Here is a 20,776-nt window from a genome sequence, read left to right as displayed (position 1 = left end):
TGCGGCAAATGGGGGGTGACACGCAACCGTCACAATCGGCGCTTCCCGCGAACCGGGCGCAGGAACGGTGGCCGGCCCGTTCCTGCGCCGCCGGTTCAGGGCGTGGCCGCGTCTTTCGGCAGCGCGACAATATGCAATGCGTCGTAGTCCGCCTCGTTCAACGGACCGGCGCTGCCGCCAGCGCCGGTGTAATGCGCGAAATGCGCGAGATCGCTCATGTTGAAGCCCTGCTTCAGCGCGAACGTGCAATGCGCACCGGCCTGTGCGGTGAAGCTGCCGGGGGTGGAGGCCTGTTGGCCGACGCTGTGTGGCATCACCAGCAGAGTGTCCTGCGGCGCGCTGCCGGCACAGCTCACGTGCAGCCACTTCACCGCGGCGGTGACGCCGGTTTCGATCGAGCCGTGGTGGTTGCTGTAGTCCAGCCACGCACGGAAGCGGCCAGTGGAGGGCGCGGTCCAGGTGCGCGGCCACGTGCCGCTGATGCTGGCCGTGTCGCCGACGCAAATGGTCGGACTGGGCAGCGAAGCCACGCCGTCCTTGCCGACGTGGGTGAGGTTGAAGCACTGCTGCGCGGGCGACCACGGCAGCGCCAGCTGGCCGTGGATGGTGCCGTGGCGATGGCCATTGACGTACAACACGCCGTCGCCGTGCACCTGCCAGTGCGTGCCGTCGCGGACCACCACGGGAGCGGCGGGCGTGGGTGGCGCGTAGGTGGGTGCATCGGTGCGCAGCGGCGAGCTGGCGACGTGGATTGCCTTCAGCGTCACCGTGGTGTGCTGGCCATCCTGCGTCGTGCGATCGGCCACCAGCAGGTTGCCGTCCAGCGCGGCCGGACGCACCAGGGTGATGCTGCGCCCGGGCAGCTTCAGCGAGATGCGGCCATGCGTGCCGAACAACAGCGGCACCAGCGAGACGGGCAGCTCCGGCTTCACCTCGCCGTTGTCTTCCAGGCCAAACACGCCCTCGCTGACCATGTCGAGATAGCCGGCCACCGACCATAGTTGCCGCTTCGAGTCGACCACCGGTCCGCTCAGCTTGCCGTCGTCGACATGGGTGGACTGCGTCACCAGGTCGAAATTCTCCATGTTCGAACCGGCCAGCGCGGCGCCACGCAGCAGCGAGTGCAGTTCGTGCGCGATCAGCTCGGGTTGCTGCGTGATGCGTGCCGCGCGCAAGGCATAGGCGCTGACGAACGGCCAGATCGCGCGGTTGTGGTAGATCGGCTGGTCGGCGCGCTCGGGCCAGATCACTGGGCTGCCGGCGGGCCACGCGGGATAGTGCGTCAGCGAGGAACGCGCGCGTGCCTCGTCGGCCACGCCGCTGGTGATCGCCAGCGACAGGCCGAGCAGGTCATAGGCTTCCACCGGCATGCCATTGCCGCCGATGTAACTCATGTACATGCCGCGATCGGCACGCCAGAAATGCGTGTTGATCGCCTGCTTCAGCGCGGCGGCCTGCGCCGCATAAGTGGCCGCGCGCGGGTCGTGGCGTTGCGTCGCCAGACGTGCGGCAAGGCGCAACGCGTCGTAATGCAGCACGTTGGTGGACAGCGCAAACGAGTGCCCGATAAAGGTGACGTCGCTGGCCGCCCACTCCGGATAAGTCTGCTGGCGCCAGTCGAGGAACGAGGTCTCGCCGCGGTACAGGCCCATCGCCGGATCGAAGATGTAGCGGCGATCCTGCGCCAGCGTGTCATTCAGCGCCTGCCAGGTCTTGTCGGCAAACGCGCGGTCATTGAGCAGATGACGCGCGCCCAGGAACCACACGATACGGTCGGTGCTGATCGGCCAGCTGCCGCCGGAACCGGTGTCCTGCATCGGGTAAAGACCTGCCGGTGCGTTCTTGTCACGCACGCCGGACAGCTTGAATTCGAGTCCGTTGCGCGAACGCGCCGGGTCAAAGCGCCACAGCCCCAGGTCGACCGAGTAGGACAGATCGCGCGTCCACACGTAATGCCAGCTCGCGCCCGTCTCGAAGCAGTGGCAAGGCATCGGCCGATCGTTGTCGAACGCGCCGTCCTTGATCGAGGTGACCGAGTCGCGCTTGAGGTCGTCCTGCGCCATCGCGAACAAGCCGTCGAACAGCGGGCTGGCCGTCTGCGCGGTCGCCGTCGACGCAGGAATGCGCCGCTCACCGGCCGGCCCGTTCAGCACGTAACTGCCGTCGGCGTTCGCGGTGATGGCGGCGCGCTGGCTGTGCCAGTCGAGGTAATCGGCGTGGATGGATGGCGTAGTGGCCAGGGCGGTGGCAAGGAGGGCGACTGTCAGCATGGTGGGCGCCTCGCGGAATGGGTTCGTGTCATCTGCATCGTCTGTGTTTCCTGTTGATTGGGCTGCGTTCCGTCAACGCAGCTCTTTGCTCGTCATCCCGGCGCAGGCCGGGATCCAGTAGCAAGGCATGTGGTTTTCGCGACAACCTATCCCTGACGTTACTGGATCCCGGCCTGCGCCGGGATGACAGCGGGAATCATTGCGCGAGTATCGCGCCGTAATGTCCCTGCACGCTCACCACCACGTTGCCGTTGCTTACGGTGTACTGAATGCCACTGAGCAGGTCGGTGAGCGTGCTGCCGTTGGTCACGCTGAGTTGCGATACCGGCACCGTAACCGTGTGCGTCACCGAGTCGTTGTTGAGTGCCACGGCAATACGGTTGCTCGCGTCGAAGCGGCCATAGGCATACAGGTGGTTGGTATCGTCGGTGAGCAGGGTCATGAACGAGCCGGTACGCAACGCCGGGTAGGCGTTGCGGATGCCGATCAGTTTCTGGGTGAGCGCCACCGCAGCATCGGTGGTGGTGGCCTGCGACCAGTCGAAGCTGCGCCGGTTGTCGGGATCGGCGCCGCCCTGCATGCCGTATTCGTCGCCGTAGTAGATCGTCGGCGTGCCCACGTAGGTCATCTGGAAGATCAGCGCCAGGTAGGTCTTCCAGATGTCGCCGCCGCAGCGCGTGGCGAAGCGCGAGGTATCGTGGCTGCCGAGGAAGTTGGTCATCACCTGCTGCACGTCGCCGGGCAGGTCGGCGCGGGTGCCGCGCAGCCAGCTGTCGAACTGGCTGGTGGGGATGGCGGCGCTGTTGCCGCCCTCGTCGACGCCGCAGATCCATTCCGACACCGGCTGGGTGAAGCCGTTGTAGTTCATCGCGCCGTCCCACTCCTTGCCGTCGTCGAGCCAGGACGAGGCATCGCCCCAGAACTCGCCCACGATGTCGGCGTTGGCGTTCACCGATTTCACCGCCGTGCGCATCTCCTGCATGATCTGGTGGTTGGTGGCGTCGCTGCCGTTGCCGCCGCCGGCGTCAAGGTACTGCGCCGCATCCAGGCGCCAGCCGTCGATGCCGTAAGGCGATTTCAGGTAGGTCTGCATCACCGAGGTGGAGCTGCCGTAGATCTGTTCGCGCACGGCCGAACCGGTGGCGCCGTAATCGAGCTTGGGCATCGAGCCGATGCCGAAGAAGGTGCTGTAGCTGTTCGGCCATTGCTGGAAATCGTAGTAGCCGTACCACGGGCTGGACTGCGACTCGTAGGCGCCGTTGGTGCTCCACCAGTGGTATTTGTCGAACCACTGATTGGTGTCGCCGGTGTGGTTGAACACGCCGTCGAGAATCAGGTAGCCCTTGCGCCCGTTGCCGGTGCTGTGGATATCGCCGATCAGCGTTTGCAGCAGTGCATTGCTGCCGAAGGCGGGATCGACGGTGTAATAGTCCTCGGTGTCGTACTTGTGGTCGGTGGGCGACTCGAAGATCGGGTTGAGATAGAGGATGTCCGCGCCCAGCGTGTTCTTGATGTAGCCAAGCTTGTCGATGATGCCCTGCAGGTCGCCACCGAAGAACACGGCGGTATTGCAGCCGCTGACATTGGCGGCCACGGCGCTGCCCCAGGCATGTTGCTCGGTGGCGCAGCCGGCATAGGTGTACTGGCCGTTGGTGACGTCGTTGCTGGTGTCGCCGTCGTAGAAGCGATCCGGGAAAATCTGGTACATCACACCGTTCTTCATCCACACCGGCGTCTTGAAACCGGGGATGATGAAGAAGTCGCCCGCGGTGGGCTCGCTGCTGGTGGTACCGGCGGCGTTGAGCCATGCGGTGCTGCTGCCGTCGTTGATCTGGAAGCGGTAGTACTTCTCCGAGGCACTGGCCGGAATGGTCCCTTGCCACAGGTCGTAGATGCCGGTGGCGTCATTCGCCGCCCAGTGCATCGCGACCCAGTGGAACTGGCTGTCGGCGCTGTCGTAGTACTTGATGTTGGCGCTGGTGATGTCGCCCTTGTAGGTGCGCAGGGTGAGCGTGACGGCCTGTGTCGCGCTGGGTTCGGGGTTGCTGTCGTACAGCGGGCCTTGGTCGTGGAACAGGCCGGCCCATTCCACGTTGTTGTCGTTGCTGGCCGCGAAACTCGCGCCCAGTGGCAGCATGCCCAAGGCCAGGCACAAGCCCAGGGCGAGGGTGCGGTAGTGCGGATAAGTCGTCTTGCCGTTGCGCATCGAAGTATTCCTCCAGCGTTGGATGAAACCCGATCCATGCGTGCATGGACGCTTGCCGGCGCGGCCGGCCGTCGACGTGAAATGCTCTGGTCGTGCTGTTCTCCCTCTCCCCTCCGGGGAGAGGGTTGGGGTGAGGGGCGGCTCTTGCGGCAGCCTCGCCCGCGAAAGGTTTTCGCGAGCACCCACCCCTCACCTCAGTCCTCTCCCCCAAGGGAAGAGGAAGTCAGTTCTAGGTTTGCGTCGGAGTGGCGATTCACTCGGTGCTTTTGCGGTTTTTGCTCGCGAGCACAATGTCCTGCGCCTTCGCCGCCGCCACACGCACCCAGGTCACCTCGCCGTAGCGATCGTGGCCGTGTGCCCAGCCTTCGCCATTGGCGTGTTCCAGTGCATCGAGGCTGTCGAGCGCGGGCAGTGCATGGCCGTGATCGGTAACGTTCGCCGCCTGTGCGCCGTGGACCTTCAGCAGATAGAACTTCAACGCCGGCGCGTAGCTACCGCGGCTGGCGGCGATGTCGACGTGCACCGAATCGCCTTCGCGCTGCGTGGTCAGTTGTTGGCTGAAGTAGTGGCCGTGTTCGTAGGCGTAGGTGTCGCCGTCGTCGTCGTAATAGTCGAAGTGGGTGGCGTGGTCGGCGGGGAACATGTCCACGCTCAGCGTCGTCACCGGATGCTGGCCGACGTAGTCCATCGGCGGCCAGGTGGGGATGATCGCGCCGTCGCGGATGAACAGCGGAATGTCGAGCCAGTTCTTCGCGTCGACCGTGACCGCGATGGTCTGGCCGCCGGCGTAGACCTTGCCGGTAAACCAGTCGGTCCAGCGGCCTGCGGGCAGGTAGATGTGCTTGACCGTCTGGCCCTGCTGCACCACCGGCGAGACCAGCAGCCACTGGCCGAACAACCACGCGCTGGTGTCGTTGCGCACCTTGGCATCATGCGGCCAGGCGAAGGCCAGCGGTCGCACCAGGCCGACGCCGTGCGCGTGGTCCTGATGCTGGTAGGCGTACATGTACGGCAGCAACTTGTAGCGCAGGCGGATGGCTTTGGTCGCGGCCTTCTCGGCGATCGGGCCGTACGTCCATGGCTGGCGTTTCTGGCCGAAGGTGCCGTGCACGCGGAAGATCGGGGTGAACGCGCCGAACTCGATCCAGCGCGCGTAGTTCTCGTCCGACGGATGGCCGTTGAAGCCGCCGCCATCCATGCCCCATTGCATCTCGCCCACGCTGATCGCGCTGAGCATGCGCTGGCGCTGCGCGGCCATGCTCTTGAAGCCGGTGTCGATGTCGCCCGACCACAGGCCGTAGGCGTAGCGTTGCGCGCCGAGCCAGAAGTCGCGGTTGATCGACCACACGCGAAGGTTGGAATACGCGCGCTGGCCGTCGTAGATCGAACGCTGCATGTTGAGGAACTGGGTGTCGCTCTTGGTGGTGTCGGCCTCGTCGTTCCACCAGCCGACGATGCCGGTGTCGAAGCTGTGTTTCAGCGCACTGTTGAAAAACCATGCGCGGGTGGCCGGCTTGTCGAAATCGAGGTCCTTCACCGGCTTGTGCGAGAAGTAATCGTTGCTGACCTTTTCGTCGGGCAGCCACAGATCATGCGCGGTGGCGTAATGGCCTTCGACGGTATTCACGTGCACGCGCGGCTTCATGATGCCGGTCATGTGCACGCCGAGCTTGTCCATGTCGGCCTTCAGCTTGCCGGTGGGACCGTCGGGGAATTTCACCGGATTCCAGCTGAATTCGCCCCAGTCGTTGCCCCAGTTCTTCCAGTCGAAATCGAAGGTGAAGGCATCCAGCGGAATGTGCTTGGCGCGATAGGTGGCGATGATCTGCCGGAACTCTTTCTCGTCGATGCCCCACTGGCTGTTGATGAAACCCAGCGACCATTTCGGGAACAGCGGCGCGTGGCCGCTGAGCCGGGCCAGTTCGCCGAACAGTTGCGGCGGATCGCCGGCCATCAGATAGACGTCCATCGCCGGCTTGGACAGGCCGCTGATGTCGATGCGGCCGCCTTTTAGCGCGTAGCTTGCACCGTCGCTATCCACCAGCACGCCATAACCGGCGGTGCTCCACACGAACGGTGCGCCGGCGAAACCCTGCTCGCCGGCCTTGGCCACTTGCGTGCCGCTGCGCAGCAGGCCGGCGGAAGCGTTCTCGTCCTTGTCGTAGCCGTGGATGCCGTACAGCGCGTCGTCGGTGGCGTGCGTCAGTTGGACCTGGCCCTTGGCCAGCGCGGCGAGATCAAGCGTGAGCAGCGAGTGGTGCTGCGCATCCTGCAGTTCCAGTGTGTCGGCCTGCTTGTGCCAGATCGCTACCAGCCGATCGCTGGTGAGGGTGAGCGTGGTGCCGTCGTCATGCACGTGCGCACCGGATACGGCGACGGCTTTCGCATGCGGGTCGAGTACCAGCGTATGCGCATCGCTGGCGCCGGCAGGGAGTGCCTGCACGTGCACCACGCCGGCACCATCGAAACGGATCGACACGTGTTCGCTGCCGAGGCGGAAGGCGACGCCTTGCGTGTCGGCGTGGATGGCCGAAGCGGTGGGGGCTGCGGTGGCGAACAGGGCCGGAGCGGCAAGCAGCAGGCCGGTGGCGAGTGCGGCGGTCAGTGTGCGGCGTGTGGTGGTGCGGAGAATGCTGGAGGACATGGGGATGTGGGCTCGCTGGTGAGTGGAGGCTTCGCGGTGGCGGCAATCGGCTCCCGCACGAGGTGGCAATGGCTTTTCATGCTTGTCATCCCGGCGCAGGCCGGGATCCAGTAGCGACCACGCCTGCTCAAGCCATGCAGTCGCTGGATTCCGGCCTGCGCCGGAATGACGGCGTCGGAGGCTGGGGGACATTGATGCATGCCGCCCGATCACTGCAGCACCACGCTGGTATAAGCCGGCACACTCAGCGTGTCGGCATGGATCGTGGCGCCGGGGCCGGTCTGTTTCAGCACACGGGAAAAGTGCGGTCGGCCAGGAACGTCCAGCGCCATCGTTTGCGTCTGGCCGGACAGGTTGTGCACCACCAGCACGGTGCCGTGCGGCGCGGTGCGTTCCCATGCGACCAGATGATCGCTGGCTTCCGGATACGCGCGGAAACCGCCATCACGCAAGGCGGGTACTTCGCTGCGCCAGTGGATCAGTCGCGTATACAGGTGCAGCAGCGACTGCGAATCGGTCTGTTCGGCCGCGACTGAAACATCGGCACCGTTGGCGGGGCTGCCGGCTTCCCAGGTGGTCTCGCCCTTCGCCGTCGACGAGCGCTGCCAGCGCATCGGCTGGCGCAGGTCGGGATCGGGTTTCCTGCCCTGCGTGCCGAGTTCCTCGCCGTAGTAGATGTACGGCTCGCCGGGCAGGGTGAGCAGCATCGCGGCGGCCGTGCGCATGTGTTGCGGGTTGTCGTCGAGCTGGCTCATCACGCGTTCCTGGTCGTGGTTGGACAGGAACGGTGCATCCTTGATCGCCGCGCCGCCGACCGCCTCGTAGGCGGCATAGGTGTGGTCGAGACTGGGGCCGAGGCCGAGGTTGCGTTCGCTGCCGGCGGCGGCGATCAGCTGTTTCGCCAGCGGAAAATTGAACACGGCGTCCAGCGGCTTCAGCCACGGTGCCAGTTCGCTGGCGCGGTCGCGGGTCACTTCGCCAACCAGGTAGGTGTGCGGATTCACCGCGTCGAGGCCACGCCGATACTGGTTCCACCAGGCAAAGTTTTTCGCTTGTGCGGAAGCATCGTCCACGTCCCACGGAAAGTTTTCGTAGATGTGCCGGGCGGCGTCGAGGCGGAAGCCGTCCACGCCCTGCTTCAGCCAGTACTGGCCCACCTTGATCATCTCGGCGCGCACCGCCGGGTTGTCGTAATTCAGATCGGGCATGATCGGCGCGAAGATGCCGAGGTAGTACTGGTCAGGCGCAGATTTCTTCGTCGTCGCGTGCCAGGCGGTGCTGCCGGTGACGCTGTCGCTGGCCAGGTCGGTGTACTTGTTCGCCCAGCTGTACCAGTCGTGATAAGGGCTTTTCGGGTCGAGCGCGGCCTTGAACCAGCGGTTCTCGTTGCCGCTGTGGTTGATCACCATGTCCATGATGATCTTGATGCCGCGCTTGTGCGCCTCGACCAGCAGGTGGCGGAAATCGGCCAGCGTGCCGTACTGCGGATTGATGCCGTAGTAATCGGTGACGTCGTAACCGTGGTAGCTGGGCGAGGTGTTGATCGGCATCAGCCAGATGCCGCTGACGCCCAGCGATTTCAGGTAATCGAGCTTGGCGGTGACGCCGTCGAGATCGCCGATGCCGTCGCCGTTGGTGTCGTACCAGCTGCGCACGAAGATCTCGTACCACACGCCGGACGGGGCTTTCGCCGTCACTGCGGGGACACTTGGCGCGGAGTTTTCTGCCGCCAGGGGCGCCGCTGTGGCAAGCAGCGTGGCAAGCGCGAGGGAGGCAAGGCATCGGCGTGAAGGCATGTCGGGATCTCCTCAGGTGCGGGTCAGACAATGGTCGGCGACGAAGCGCGCATGATCGGGCAGGCTGCCGGCGGCACGTCCTACCAGGGTACGGATATCGCCGAGGAACGCGTCCAGTCGGGTTTCGTCCAGCGCATCGGCCAAGGGATGATAGGCCTGCGGTTCGATGTGCTGGCCGATCATCGCCTGCAACCACGCGACCTCGGTGAACAGCTCCTCGTGCTCGCGAAAAATCTGGCCGTGGCTGCGGAACAACTCGATTTTGCGCGCGAGCGTGGGCGGAATGTCCATGTGGGCGCACTGCCGCCAGAACGGGGTGTCGTCGCGCTCGGTGGCCTTGTAATGCAGGATCAGGAAATCGCGGATGCTTTCGTATTCGAAGCGGGTCTGCCGGTTGTACTCGTCCACCAGCACCGGGTCGCAGTGGCGATCCGGGAACATCGCCAGCAGCCGGCTGATGCCGGACTGGATCAGGTGGATGCTGGTGGATTCCAGCGGCTCCATGAAACCGGCGGCCAGACCCAGCGCTACGCAGTTGCGCTGCCACGCCTTGCGTCGCATGCCGGTGGTGAAGCGCAGTGGACGCGGCGTGCCCAGTGCTTCGCCGTCGAGGTTGGCCAGCAGCATCGCGCTGGCTTCGTCGTCGCTGAGATGCTGGCTGGCATACACCAGGCCATTGCCGGTGCGGTGCTGCAACGGCACCCGCCATTGCCAGCCGACGCTGCGTGCGGTGGCGCGGGTGTATGGCCACAGCGGTTCGGTGCGCGCGCTGGCCACGGCCATCGCCCGATCGCACGGCAGCCAGTGCTGCCAGCTTTCGTAACCGGTGTGCAGCGCGCCTTCGATCAGCAGGCCGCGAAAACCCGAGCAGTCGATGAACAGGTCGCCGGCGATGCGCTCGCCGCTTTCCAGCCGCACCGATTCGATGAAGCCGTCGACCTCGCGCAGCTGCACGTCGACCACCTTGCCCTCGATGCGCTGCACCACCTGCGGGTCGCAGCGCTGGCGCAGGTATTGGCCGTACAGTCCGGCGTCGAAATGGTAGGCGTACTTGATGCCTCCGAGCGGGCTGCTGCCGACCTTGTCCATGCGGCCGAAGCGGTGTTCGTTCGCCGTCTGCGTATTGAGCGAATACGACCACAGGTCGTTGGCGGGGTCGCTCGCGCGCTTGCGCAGCCAGTAGTGATGGAAGCCGATCAGCCCCAGCGGCAGGCCGATATCGCTGAAGGCATGCAGATAGGAATCGCCGAGTCGGCCGAAGTTGTTCAGTTGCACGCCCAGCTTGAAGGTGCCGTGGGTGGCGCGCAGCATGTCGTCCTCATCGATGCCGAGGAAGGCGTTGATGTGGCGGATTTGCGGAATGGTTGCCTCGCCCACGCCGACGATGCCGATCTGTTCCGATTCGATCAGGCGGATCTGCACGCGGCGGCCGAGTGCCTTGGCCAGCAGCGCGGCAGTCATCCAGCCGGCGGTACCGCCACCGACGATCACCACGTGGCGGATGCGGGAATCGTGCGGGTCGTCGCTCATGGGCCTCTTCCGTCGTGGTTGCCTTGCCACCGATGATCCGGCGGCAGGACCGTGAAAAAAAGGCCCCGCTGGAAAGCACACAGCGGGGCACCAGGGGAGACACTTCGATAAAGCGCTTACTGGAACTTGTAGGAAACGCCCAGCGAGTAGGTGCGACCGTAGCGTTCCCAGGTTTGCGTCTGGCGCGGATCGTTGTTCTGGTACGTGGTGAAGATCTTGTTCGACAGGTTCGAGCCGGTGGCGATCAGGGTCAGGCCCTTGAACGAACCGTGTTCGAAGCTGTAGCTCACCTGTGCATCGTAGGTGCTGCCGCCGTTCAAGGTCTGCTCGATACGCGAGGAACTGATGCCGGACACCTCACCCAGGAAGCTGGAACGGTAGCTGTCGCTGATGCGGGCTTCGAAACCCGCATGCTGGTAGTACAGCGTGCCGTTGGCAACCCACTTCGACAGGCCCGGCACGGTGATCGGCGACGGGTTGTTGCCGTACACCAGCGAGCTCTTGGTGCGGTTGCCGGTGAGGATCACGCCGAAGCCGTCCAGCGGCTGGGCGATCAGGTTGAACGGCAGGTTCAAGGTGACCTGGGCGCCCTTCACGTAGCCGTGGCCGTCGTTGGTCGGGCCGGAGACGATGCCTTGCGTGGTACCCAGCGTGGCCGCTTGCGCCGGGGTCAGGTACGACGGCACGAACGCGCTGAAGTCGTACAGGTAGGACGCGTTCGGATCGATGTAGTCGCTCAGTTCGAGGAAGTAGCCGGAGACCGCGAAGTAGCCACCGCCGCCACCGCTGCGGCACAGGTCGGAGTTCTTCTGGTCGGCGGAGTTGCACTGGTAGCCGGAGGCCGGGCCGGAGAAGTAGTGCTCGTAGCTGATGTTGTAGTTGTCGGCCTTGGTCGGCAGCAGCTTGGCGTTGCCGCCATTGGAGCTGAAGAACGCCTGGTTCGGATCGGTCGAGGCCAGGTGGGTGATGTTGCCGCTCACGTTCTGGCTGGCGTTCATCTGGTCCATGCGCGGCTGGGCAATGGTGCGGGCCGCACTGAAGCGCAGGTCGTCATTGTCGGTCAGGCCGAAGATCAGGTTGGCGCTGGGCAGGTAGCGGGTGTAGCTGGTGCCGCCCGACACCGGGATCAGGTCGGTGTGGCCGCCGGTGACGTCGCTGCCCGGAGCCACGCGCTCGCCGGTCGAGGTCTGGTTGGTGTGATCCACCTGCATGCCGACATTGCCGCGCAGGCTGATGCCGCCCAGGTAGGTGTCGATGTTGAGTTGCACGTACGGGTTCAGGTCACGCTCGCGCACCTTCCAGTTCGGCGGCAACGGCAGCGAGGACATGAACACCGGCACCTCGGTCAGCGTGCCGTTGGCGATCAGCGAGAACGGGTTGTAGCACTGCATCGAGCCGATGCCCATCCACGCCAGCGGTGCGCAGCTGCTGCCGCTGAACGGCGCCGACAGCACCGGCGTGTTCGTTGCGCTGAACGAACCACCGCCCAGGGTCAGGAAGTTCTGGTCGATGTTGTAGGTCTTGTTGCGGGTGGCGTAGCTCGCGCCGAACTGCAGGCTGGAGAACGGACCGCTGACGAAGTCGCGTTCCACGCTCAGGCGCAGGTTGGCCAGGTAGTCGACGGTGTGCGGAGCGTTGATGAAGCCTTCCTGCACCACCTTGTTGCCGGCGCCCCAGCCTTGCGGATCGGTCAGCACCATGCCGCTGCCGTAATTCATCGAGGGATCGACGTAGAGCATGCCATTGCCGAGCTCGTTGAAGCCGAAGCTGCCGCTGGGTGCGTGCGGGCTGCCGGTGACGCTGCCGGTGGCCGGGTCGTAGTACGCGTTGGGACCGTAGTAGTAGCCGGTGCCCGAATAGCTTTCCAGGTTCACATCACGGCGCGTGGCGCGCGAGTAGTTGCCGTCCAGGTCGGCCGACCAGTTCTCGTTGATGTGGAACTTGTTGTCCCAGTTGAAGTTGTAGACGCGTGCCGTGGTGCTGTTGAAATCGTTGCGGATGACCGGGTTGACGTGGTCATAGGTGCCGTTTTCAACGAAGCCGCGGGAAACCGTGCCCGGCGTCAGGTACGTCATGCCATCGGGGCCGTAGCCCAGCGGCAGCTCCATGCCCTTGGCCTGCTGCACTTCCTTGAAGTTGTCGGCGGTGATGTCGATGGTGCCGGTGTAGAACTCGTTCGGCTGCCACTGCACGGTGGCCAGGAAGCCGTTGCGCTTCATGGAGTCGGTGATGCCGTAGTTCTTTGAGCCGCCGATGACGTAGTCACCGTTGCTGTCGGTCGGATAACCCCACGGTGCCTGATGCTCGATCTGCGACGGATTGTTCTCCAGGTCCACGCCCAGGGTCACGCCGATGGTGTGGTCGGCGAACTGGTTCACCCACACGCCGTTGACGTTGTAACCATGGTTGCTCACGCCCTTGCCCGGGGAAAGCTCGGACATGCTGTTGCCGATGTACTTGGCATTCACCGCGGCTTCGGGGCCGCTCTTGTCCAGCGGGCGAATGGTGTGCATGTCCACCGTGCCGGCCAAGCCCTGGCCGATCAGGTTGGCTTCCGGCGAGAGATGCACCACCACGTTGTCGAACCAGCTCGACGGGTACTGGTCGAACGCCACGTCGCGGTTGTTGTTCGTGCTGACCTGCTGGCCGCCGTTGATCAGCGCGGTGGAGAAATCCGGGCCGAGGCCGTGGATGGTCAGCACCTGCGGGCGACCGTCGACGGTCTGCACCGCCAGGCCCGGCAGGCGGCCCAGGGTGTCGGCGATGCTCACGCCGGGCAGCTTGCCGACCTGTTCGGCCGACACCGCCTCGACGATGGTGTTGGCGTTGCGCTTCAGCGCGGTCGAATTCTCGATGCTGCTGACGAAGCCGTTCACCTGCACGGCCGCCATCTTCTGCGGCTGGCGCTTGTCGGTGGTCTTGTCGGACTTGCCGTTGTTGTCGGTCTTGGTGTTCGACGACGACGTCGTCTGCGTGTCCTGCTGCTGGCTGGCCAGCGGCGCGGTTCCGGCGTTGGCCACGGCGCACATGCCGAGGCAGACCGAAGCGACAGCCAGTGCCAGCACCTTGTGTTTCAGAACCATTGTGTTCCCCTCCCGCAAAAGTGTGTCGCCGTCGATCTTGTTGGCTTGATTTCCCCGCGCTTCCGTCGGCGACGACCGTCGGCAGGTGCGCTGCCAAATGGTTTTCGGCGGCGTGATCGCATGGTAGGCCGGGCTTTCCGCAGTGAAGCATTTTCTGCATACGTATTCATGGTGGGCAACAAACCGCGTTTATCGCAGTGCAGCACAACGTGTCGCGCAATCGGGCATCGGCGGCGCGAGCCATGGCAGGACTTGACGTGCGGGCGCGGTGCGCGAGTGCGACCTGGGCGAGACCTGCGTGCGCATGACGCAACCGCAGCACGAATGAATACGTATGCATACCCGTGCTGGTCGTCATGGGGCTGCGGCTAAGCTGATCGACATTCAACGACGGGCGGCCAAATGCGCCCGCTTCATGTCGTGGGGACACGTTCAATGACCGATGCATCGTGGTGGCGCGGAGCCGTCATCTACCAGATCTACCCGCGCAGTTTCCAGGACACCGACGGCGACGGCGTGGGTGATTTGCCGGGCATCATCGAGCGCCTCGACTACGTCGCCGGGCTCGGTGTCGACGCGATCTGGATCGCCCCGTTCTTCACTTCGCCGATGGCCGATTTCGGCTACGACATCGCCGATTACCGCAACGTGGATCCGCTGTTCGGCACGCTGGCCGACTTCGATCGGTTGCTGGCCAAGGCGCATGCGCTGGGCTTGCGGGTGATGATCGACCAGGTGCTCAGCCACACCTCGGCCGAGCACGCGTGGTTTCGCGAAAGCCGGCAAAGCCGCGACAACCCGAAGGCCGACTGGTACGTGTGGGCCGATGCGCGAGCCGATGGCGGCCCGCCGAACAACTGGCTGTCGCTTTTTGGCGGCAGTGCGTGGCAGTGGGAACCGCGCCGCGGCCAGTACTATCTGCACAACTTCCTGACCTCGCAACCGGATCTCAACTTCCATCATCCGGACGTGCGTGCCGCCGTGCTGGACGGCGTGAAGTTCTGGCTCGACAAGGGCGTGGACGGGCTGCGCCTGGACGCGATCAACTTCTGCTTCCACGACACCCAATTACGCGACAACCCGCCCAAGCCGAAGGACAAGCGCGTGGGCCGCGGTTTCAGTCCGGACAACCCCTACGCGTTCCAGTACCACTACTACAACAACACGCAGCCGGAGAACCTGGCCTTCCTCGGCGAGCTGCGTGCGTTGATGGATCGCTACGACGACGTCGCCGCGCTGGGTGAAATTTCCTCGGAGGATTCGCTGGCGACGATGGCTGAATACACCCGCCGCGGCCGCCTGCACATGGGCTACAGCTTCGAGCTGCTTACCGACGATTTCAGCGCGGCCTACATCCGCGGCACGGTGCAGACGCTGGAAGCGAAGATGACCGAAGGCTGGCCGTGCTGGGCCATTTCCAACCACGATGTCGAGCGCGTGCTGACGCGCTGGGGCGGTGGTCGCCCGTCCGCGCCGCTGGCCAACCTGCTCACCGCGATGCTGTGCTCGCTGCGCGGTTCGGTTTGCGTGTACCAGGGCGAGGAGCTGGGCCTGACCGAGGCCGACGTGCCGTACGAAGCGCTGCGCGATCCCTATGGCATCGCGTTCTGGCCGCAATTCAAGGGTCGCGACGGTTGTCGCACGCCGATGCCGTGGACCGACGATCCACTAGCCGGTTTCAGCAGCGGCTCGGCGTGGCTGCCGGTGCCGCAGGAACATCGCGCGCTGGCGGTGGCACGCCAGGAAATCGACCCGGCGTCCGCGCTGCAGGGCTTCCGCACCTTCATGCGCTGGCGCCATGCGCAACCTGCGCTGCGGACCGGTGATATCCACTTCCTCGATACCGCCGAGCCGATCCTCGCCTTCATGCGCAGCTGCAGTGACGACACGTTGTTGGTGGCGTTCAACCTGTCCGAACACGACGCGGTGATGGATCTGCCGCTGGACGGCGCGCCGCCCCTACTGGAAGGCCATGGCCTGCCGCCGGGGCGCGTGCAGAACGGACGCCTGTACCTTCCCGGGTATGGCTCGGTGTTTGCACGGCTCGATGCCGCGCAGCGACAGGTCATCGAAACCGGGCGTGCTTGATGCGGTTCGTTGAAGTTTTCATCGTTCGCCCCCGGGTCAAGTCAGGGCAGGCTCTGAGCGTCGCCGTGTAGCGGCAGCGAGGAGAAAGCGTTTTGGAGGCAAGGACGTCGAGGCGTTGACGCCCCGGTCACCGGCGCGCGTGTGGGAGGTTCTACACGGAATGACCATCTCGATGTAGGAGCGCGCTTGCGCGCGATGCTGTTTCGCCGGAGAGGAAGCGCATCGCACGCAAACGCGCGCAACCCGGAAAACAAAAGAACGACATCAACCAGACCATGCCAACAGGGCCGTCGCACGACGGTTACGAGGGGGAAGACATGCAAGTTACGGGGCCAACCACGAACGCCGCGATGGCGTCGTCCATGGACATAACGCAACCAGGCAGCACCGCGCGGGTCATCATGATCGTGGCCGCTGCGGCCCTCGGCGGCTTCCTGTTCGGTTTCGACACCGCGGTGATCAATGGCGCGGTGGACGCATTGCGCGACAGCTTCGGATTGAGCGCGGGATGGACCGGCTTCGCCGTGTCCTGCGCGCTGCTCGGTTCGGCACTGGGCGCATGGTATGCGGGCCGGTTGGCGGATCGCTTCGGCCGCGTGCGTACCATGCAAGTGGCCGCGGCGCTGCTGGCCGTCAGCGCACTCGGCGCGGGGCTGGCACACAGCGTGGCCACGCTGATCCTGTGGCGCCTGATCGGCGGCATCGGCGTGGGCGTGGCGTCGGTGGTGGCGCCGACCTATATCGCCGAAGTGTCGCCGGCACGCATCCGCGGACGGCTCGGTTCGATGCAGCAGTTGGCGATCGTGCTCGGCATCTTCGTCGCCCTGCTCAGCGATGCGTGGCTGGCCAGTGTGGCTGGCGGTGCGGAACACGCGCTGTGGCTGGGTCTGGAAGCATGGCGCTGGATGTTCCTGGCGATGCTGGTGCCGGCGCTGGTCTACGGTGTGCTGGTGCTGGGCGTGCCCGAATCGCCGCGTCATCTGGTGGCGCGCAGCCGTCCGCATGATGCGCTGCGCGTGTTGCGCCAAGTGCTGGGCATGACCGACGAGGAAGCGCTGCAGCGCAAGCTTGGGGACATCGAGCAAAGTCTGCGTCGCGAACACAAGCCGCGCTGGAGCGATCTGCTTGGCAAGAGCGGCCTGCTGCCGATCGTCTGGGTCGGCATCGCGTTGTCGGTGTTCCAGCAGTTCGTCGGCATCAACGTGATCTTCTACTACTCGTCCACGCTGTGGCACTCGGTGGGTTTCAGCGAGGCCGACTCGTTCGCCATCACCGTGGTCACCTCGGTGATCAACGTGCTGGTGACGCTGGTGGCGATCGCCCTGGTCGACCGCATCGGCCGCAAGCCGCTGCTGGTCATCGGCTCCGGCGGCATGGCGCTGACCCTGGCGGTGATGGCATGGTGTTTCGCCCAGGCCAGCGGCAGCGGCGCCGCGCTGGTGCTACCCGAACCGTGGGGGCCGGTGGCGCTGGTCGCGGCCAACGCCTACGTGATCTTCTTCGGCCTCAGCTGGGGCCCGGTGGTATGGGTGCTGCTGGGCGAAATGTTCCCCAACCGCATCCGCGCCATGGCCCTGGCCGTCGCCGCCGCCGCGCAATGGCTGGCCAACTTCGCCATCACCAGCAGCTTCCCCGCCATGGCCGAACTGAGCCTGCCGTTCTCCTACGGCGTGTACGCCGCGTTCGCCCTGCTGTCGTTGATCTTCGTGTTGCGCTTCGTGCGCGAGACCAAGGGGGTGGAGTTGGAGGATATGCGTGGGTGAACGTTTTGCGATAGGCATCCGCTGTGCCATTTGCATTGATGGTTAGTAGCTTGAGTCTGGCTTGTGTGTCTTGAGTGCACCCGAATTGAACGAAACTGAGCCATCCGCACACTGGATATCGGCCAACTGTTTCCCGTTACGAGCAACCTGGACTTCCCCATCCCTACGAGGCGGTCCTTTGAAGGATTCAATATAGAGAACCTGATATAAGGTTTTTCCATGTGGAAACGTTAGTAGATTGAAAAAGGCACCAGTTCCGTTGCCTGCTTCCCACTTCAGCTCCGCATTTGGCACCTTGACTTCCATGTCAGGCTTGCTTCCAAAGCGATAGTTGACCGTATCCTTTGCCTGACAGACATGAACTGGTTTGCCATTGGTTGTGACGCAACGAAATACCGTCTCCTCGTTAGCCGAACAAGCCATGGCCACTGCCGGAAGGAACAATACAAGAGCCACGATTGCCCTCATGTTTTTATCTCAACATGCACAGTATTGGAGAGGTCATGCCCATCATTTAGTGTGCGGCTGCTGCGCTAGCCGGTGTCGGGGAGCCTACTGAGGCATCGACGAACTCGATAGTTTTGAGGACAGCCATGATTTTGGGAAGAGTGCTTGTGGAAGGCGGATCGACCAGTGCCCTGACTGGGATCGGGCCGCCGCAAAGTACCTGCGAGCCGCCCGTCTCGACCAAGCAGAAGAAAAGGTTGCGCCCCCGGGTCGCCTCATCGCCCGTCGTGTCGTCGTAGGTGATGGCTGTGCCTTTCCAGTTGCTACCGGATAACGCGTAGGCGTGGAAATGCTGCTCTGGTGTGAAGGGCGGGTTCTCGGGGACGTTGCCGGCACCAGGGTTGTACCAGACCCATGTTCCATTGATTTTCTTGGCATCTAGTTGCTGATCAATCTGGTCTTGCGACGCGCCGGCGTAGCAGAGTAGCGGCACGCTCCAGTTTTCCGTGCCGGGTGGGTAGTACCCTGCACTCTGGAACGAACTGGCATTGTGCACGGATACCGTTCCCCCATTGAGCTTGAGTCGGAAGTGGCATTTTCCGGGAGAATAGATGGGACTGAGACCAGCGGAAGCCGTGCCTGTTGAGCTGTCTGATGCTGACTGCCGCGCACACGCAACTGTCGCAGCGAGAACCAACCCTACGAGGATGACAACTCTTTTCATGAATGCCTCGGTTTGTAGTCTTGCGGTTCGTTCGGTTTGTTCGAGCCGGGAAACGCAGGGGTATCCAGCAACACGACTTCGCAGGTGTTGTAGGCTTGGAAGCGAGCGACGAGACCGTTTCCACCACCGTTGATTGCCACGGCCACGCTTCGCATGCCGGGGCTGCTGTAGTACATGTGGCTGCCAGTTCCCGTGGCGGGTTTTGATGTGCGTTGGTTTACTGGTTCAGTGTCTGCGTTTTTGGCGAAGCCATTCCATGCCCAGAAAGTCCCTGCGGTGTCGGCGGAAATATCGATCCGAGTGCCATCACCTGTCTCAGTACGCCATGGCTTCATGTGTGCGGCAGCCACCGTGGCTTCCAATACTGCCAATGGTTCATTTTCATTCGGCAGATGATGTTTGTGCCGCCGTTCGACCTCTTTGTGAGCGGCCTTCAGACGACTGGCCAGATCGTCATCCACATCCCTGCCGATGAAGAGCCAATACTTGATGTAGTTGTCTGGCCAAGTGAGTTGCATGAAACCACGCCCGTTCCACGGGTAGTAACGCGGAGGATGGGCGTTGTTGACTCGCTCTTCCAGCCGCGCAAACCATTGCGTCTCCACCATCGCGTTCGCATAGAACGCAGCCATGCGCAGAGGCGTAACGATGCCGTAGCGGCGGCAGGCTTTGTTGAGTTCGTTGTGATAACCGGCCACCGTTCTGGGAAGGACGGTGATCGGCTCAGATACCCACTGATGATGGGCTGCTTCGCGCATGGCGGTTTTCGGAAACAACTGAATCATTTCGTCCTTGCTCAGCCAACCGCACTGGCGGAACACGCGCACGAACTCGCGCGGGTGGAAGTGCCAGTGCTTGCTTGGGATGCCGAGGTCGGCGTCTTCCCAGAAGCACAACGCCTCGGAGTGCGCCTTGAAGCGCGGAAAGTCCTCCGGCTTTAAATATGGACCGGCTATAGGGCCGGCATCGGGTGGGGTCTCCTTCGTCAGCCACTGCCAGCGTGTGGCGATGGTGGCTTTCTCCCACTCGGTGGGAAACTTGCAGATCGTGTACGCCAGGCGCGCTTGCGCATCCGCGCCGGCCACCTTGCCCAAGGCATCGGCACGGCGTGCTTTGGTCGCGCCACCCTGGCTTTGCAGGATCAGATCGATCAGCGTGGCGGAGTCGCAGCGGCTGTCGCTGTCGGCATCGTCGTCGACCAGTTGCCAACCGCACCAGTCCGGAAAATCCGCGTCGCTGAAGGCATGCACGCCTTCAGCGTGCAGGTTCACCCAGCCCTGCCCACCGGGACAGGCCACCTGCTGCCAATCCTGCAGTCCAGCCGCATTGCCCAGTGGCTCAAGCACGCGCCCAAAGCGCAACAGCTCATAGGCATCACGCCCCACGCCGCCCTGGGTCCGCTTGGCCAAAGCGCAGGCCGTGTCGAACAGGGTCGTGTCGGCAGCAGCGGGCATGCTGCCAATGGTCTTTCCGTCCATCGCGTAGGTGACGTAGTGCGTGCCATGGGGACGAGCCAAGTCGATGCCCACGACCAGCGCGTCGGTGCTACTCCATGTCGGCTTCGACAATGCCGTGGTCTCCGGCCAGAAGCCCACATGTTCCGGCGGCAGGGGGATGGCATCGTAGAACGGCGTACCGGCCGGAAGACGCAGGTAGGCATGGCCGAACACGCTGGTGAGGCGGCCATCCTTGCCGGTATTCAGTGCACCGGACGCGCGGCCCACCAAGGCCACAAGATTGGCGTCGTCGCAGACGATCTCGACATGAACCCGCCCGGGCTTGCCGTAGATGCTGCCGGCTTCGCCGACCTCATCCTTGCGCCAGATCTTTTGGCCTTGCTTCACGTTGCTGGCGATGCGCTTGAGATGCAGGATGATCGAGAAGAAGCGAACCGTGACGCTCTCGCCGATCTCGGTTTCGTGACGGATCACCACGCAGCCGTTGTCCGACCAGCCACCGCCGTAGTTCAACGGATCGTTGGCATTGCTTGTCTGTGGCTTGGGTTGGCGTACATAAACCACGGTGCCGTCGGCCATGGCACAAACTGGCAAGCGCTTTCCGTCGTGGGATGGCGCCACCAGGTGCACGCCACCATGCCAAGCCATGTCGGAGCCTAGCGGGAAGGCACCATCGCCAAAGCCGCCGCCGTTCATGGCCAGGGCCAGCCACGGATCATCGGGACTGCTGGCGGCGCGCTGCGGCAGAAAGGGAGGGCTGATAAGCAT

The 20,776-nt window shown here is 64.0% G+C and carries 11 protein-coding genes; 2 read left to right on the top strand and 9 right to left on the bottom strand.

Features of this window, described 5'->3' with window-relative positions:
- Nucleotides 1-95: 95 nt before the first annotated feature.
- The 6 genes from BMY90_RS15235 to BMY90_RS15210 all read right to left on the bottom strand — a co-directional run bounded on the left by BMY90_RS15235 (nt 96) and on the right by BMY90_RS15210 (nt 13,529).
- The gene (locus tag BMY90_RS15235) at nt 96-2,270 is read right to left on the bottom strand and encodes an alpha-L-rhamnosidase-related protein (protein WP_092705075.1); all 2,175 of its coding nucleotides are present in this window, start codon (nt 2,268-2,270) and stop codon (nt 96-98) included.
- A gap of 196 nt (nt 2,271-2,466) precedes the next feature.
- The gene (locus BMY90_RS15230) at nt 2,467-4,476 is read right to left on the bottom strand and encodes a glycoside hydrolase family 13 protein (RefSeq protein WP_092705074.1); all 2,010 of its coding nucleotides are present in this window, start codon (nt 4,474-4,476) and stop codon (nt 2,467-2,469) included.
- Nucleotides 4,477-4,729: 253 nt separating this feature from the next.
- On the bottom strand, nt 4,730-7,120 hold the full coding sequence (locus BMY90_RS15225) for a TIM-barrel domain-containing protein (protein ID WP_092705073.1): 2,391 nt from the start codon (nt 7,118-7,120) through the stop codon (nt 4,730-4,732).
- Nucleotides 7,121-7,329: 209 nt separating this feature from the next.
- Nucleotides 7,330-8,817 carry an alpha-amylase family glycosyl hydrolase gene (locus BMY90_RS15220; protein WP_092705072.1) on the bottom strand — a complete coding sequence of 496 codons (1,488 nt, stop codon included), beginning with the start codon at nt 8,815-8,817 and terminating at the stop codon, nt 7,330-7,332.
- Nucleotides 8,818-8,928: 111 nt separating this feature from the next.
- On the bottom strand, nt 8,929-10,446 hold the full coding sequence (locus BMY90_RS15215) for a tryptophan halogenase family protein (protein ID WP_092705071.1): 1,518 nt from the start codon (nt 10,444-10,446) through the stop codon (nt 8,929-8,931).
- A gap of 116 nt (nt 10,447-10,562) precedes the next feature.
- Nucleotides 10,563-13,529, bottom strand: coding sequence for a TonB-dependent receptor (locus tag BMY90_RS15210; protein WP_092705070.1), 2,967 nt, complete (start codon nt 13,527-13,529; stop codon nt 10,563-10,565).
- A 435-nt stretch (nt 13,530-13,964) separates the two neighbouring features.
- Between BMY90_RS15210 and BMY90_RS15205 the strand changes: the two genes are divergently transcribed.
- Together BMY90_RS15205 and BMY90_RS15200 are read left to right on the top strand one after the other, a co-directional pair.
- Nucleotides 13,965-15,617, top strand: coding sequence for an alpha-glucosidase family protein (locus BMY90_RS15205; RefSeq protein ID WP_092705069.1), 1,653 nt, complete (start codon nt 13,965-13,967; stop codon nt 15,615-15,617).
- A gap of 275 nt (nt 15,618-15,892) precedes the next feature.
- Nucleotides 15,893-17,380, top strand: coding sequence for a sugar porter family MFS transporter (locus BMY90_RS15200; protein WP_092705068.1), 1,488 nt, complete (start codon nt 15,893-15,895; stop codon nt 17,378-17,380).
- A 42-nt stretch (nt 17,381-17,422) separates the two neighbouring features.
- On the opposite strand, the gene BMY90_RS17095 is transcribed toward BMY90_RS15200, so the two are convergent.
- The 3 genes from BMY90_RS17095 to BMY90_RS15190 all read right to left on the bottom strand — a co-directional run bounded on the left by BMY90_RS17095 (nt 17,423) and on the right by BMY90_RS15190 (nt 20,776).
- Entirely contained in the window at nt 17,423-17,836 is a 414-nt protein-coding gene (locus tag BMY90_RS17095; protein ID WP_139201769.1) for a hypothetical protein, read from the bottom strand.
- Nucleotides 17,837-17,894: 58 nt separating this feature from the next.
- Nucleotides 17,895-18,383: a hypothetical protein gene (locus tag BMY90_RS15195; RefSeq protein WP_092705067.1), complete on the bottom strand. Its 489-nt coding sequence runs from the start codon at nt 18,381-18,383 to the stop codon at nt 17,895-17,897.
- 164 nt (nt 18,384-18,547) lie between these two features.
- Nucleotides 18,548-20,776: a M23 family metallopeptidase gene (locus BMY90_RS15190; protein ID WP_092705066.1), complete on the bottom strand. Its 2,229-nt coding sequence runs from the start codon at nt 20,774-20,776 to the stop codon at nt 18,548-18,550.

This window comes from Rhodanobacter glycinis (assembly GCF_900114325.1).
GTDB classification, from domain to species: Bacteria; Pseudomonadota; Gammaproteobacteria; order Xanthomonadales; family Rhodanobacteraceae; genus Rhodanobacter_A; species Rhodanobacter_A glycinis.
Note: the sequence above shows the minus strand (reverse complement) of the source record. Positions and strands in the feature narration are given on the sequence as shown.

What these genes read in the sequence shown, in the direction of transcription:
- BMY90_RS15205 (WP_092705069.1), top strand. Translation starts at nt 13,965, where the DNA reads ATGACCGATGCATCGTGGTGGCGCGGAGCCGTCATCTACCAGATCTAC.
- BMY90_RS15225 (WP_092705073.1), bottom strand. Translation starts at nt 7,120, where the DNA reads ATGTCCTCCAGCATTCTCCGCACCACCACACGCCGCACACTGACCGCC.
- BMY90_RS15215 (WP_092705071.1), bottom strand. Translation starts at nt 10,446, where the DNA reads ATGAGCGACGACCCGCACGATTCCCGCATCCGCCACGTGGTGATCGTC.
- BMY90_RS15230 (WP_092705074.1), bottom strand. Translation starts at nt 4,476, where the DNA reads ATGCGCAACGGCAAGACGACTTATCCGCACTACCGCACCCTCGCCCTG.
- BMY90_RS15210 (WP_092705070.1), bottom strand. Translation starts at nt 13,529, where the DNA reads ATGGTTCTGAAACACAAGGTGCTGGCACTGGCTGTCGCTTCGGTCTGC.
- BMY90_RS15190 (WP_092705066.1), bottom strand. Translation starts at nt 20,776, where the DNA reads ATGCTTATCAGCCCTCCCTTTCTGCCGCAGCGCGCCGCCAGCAGTCCC.
- BMY90_RS15235 (WP_092705075.1), bottom strand. Translation starts at nt 2,270, where the DNA reads ATGCTGACAGTCGCCCTCCTTGCCACCGCCCTGGCCACTACGCCATCC.
- BMY90_RS15200 (WP_092705068.1), top strand. Translation starts at nt 15,893, where the DNA reads ATGCCAACAGGGCCGTCGCACGACGGTTACGAGGGGGAAGACATGCAA.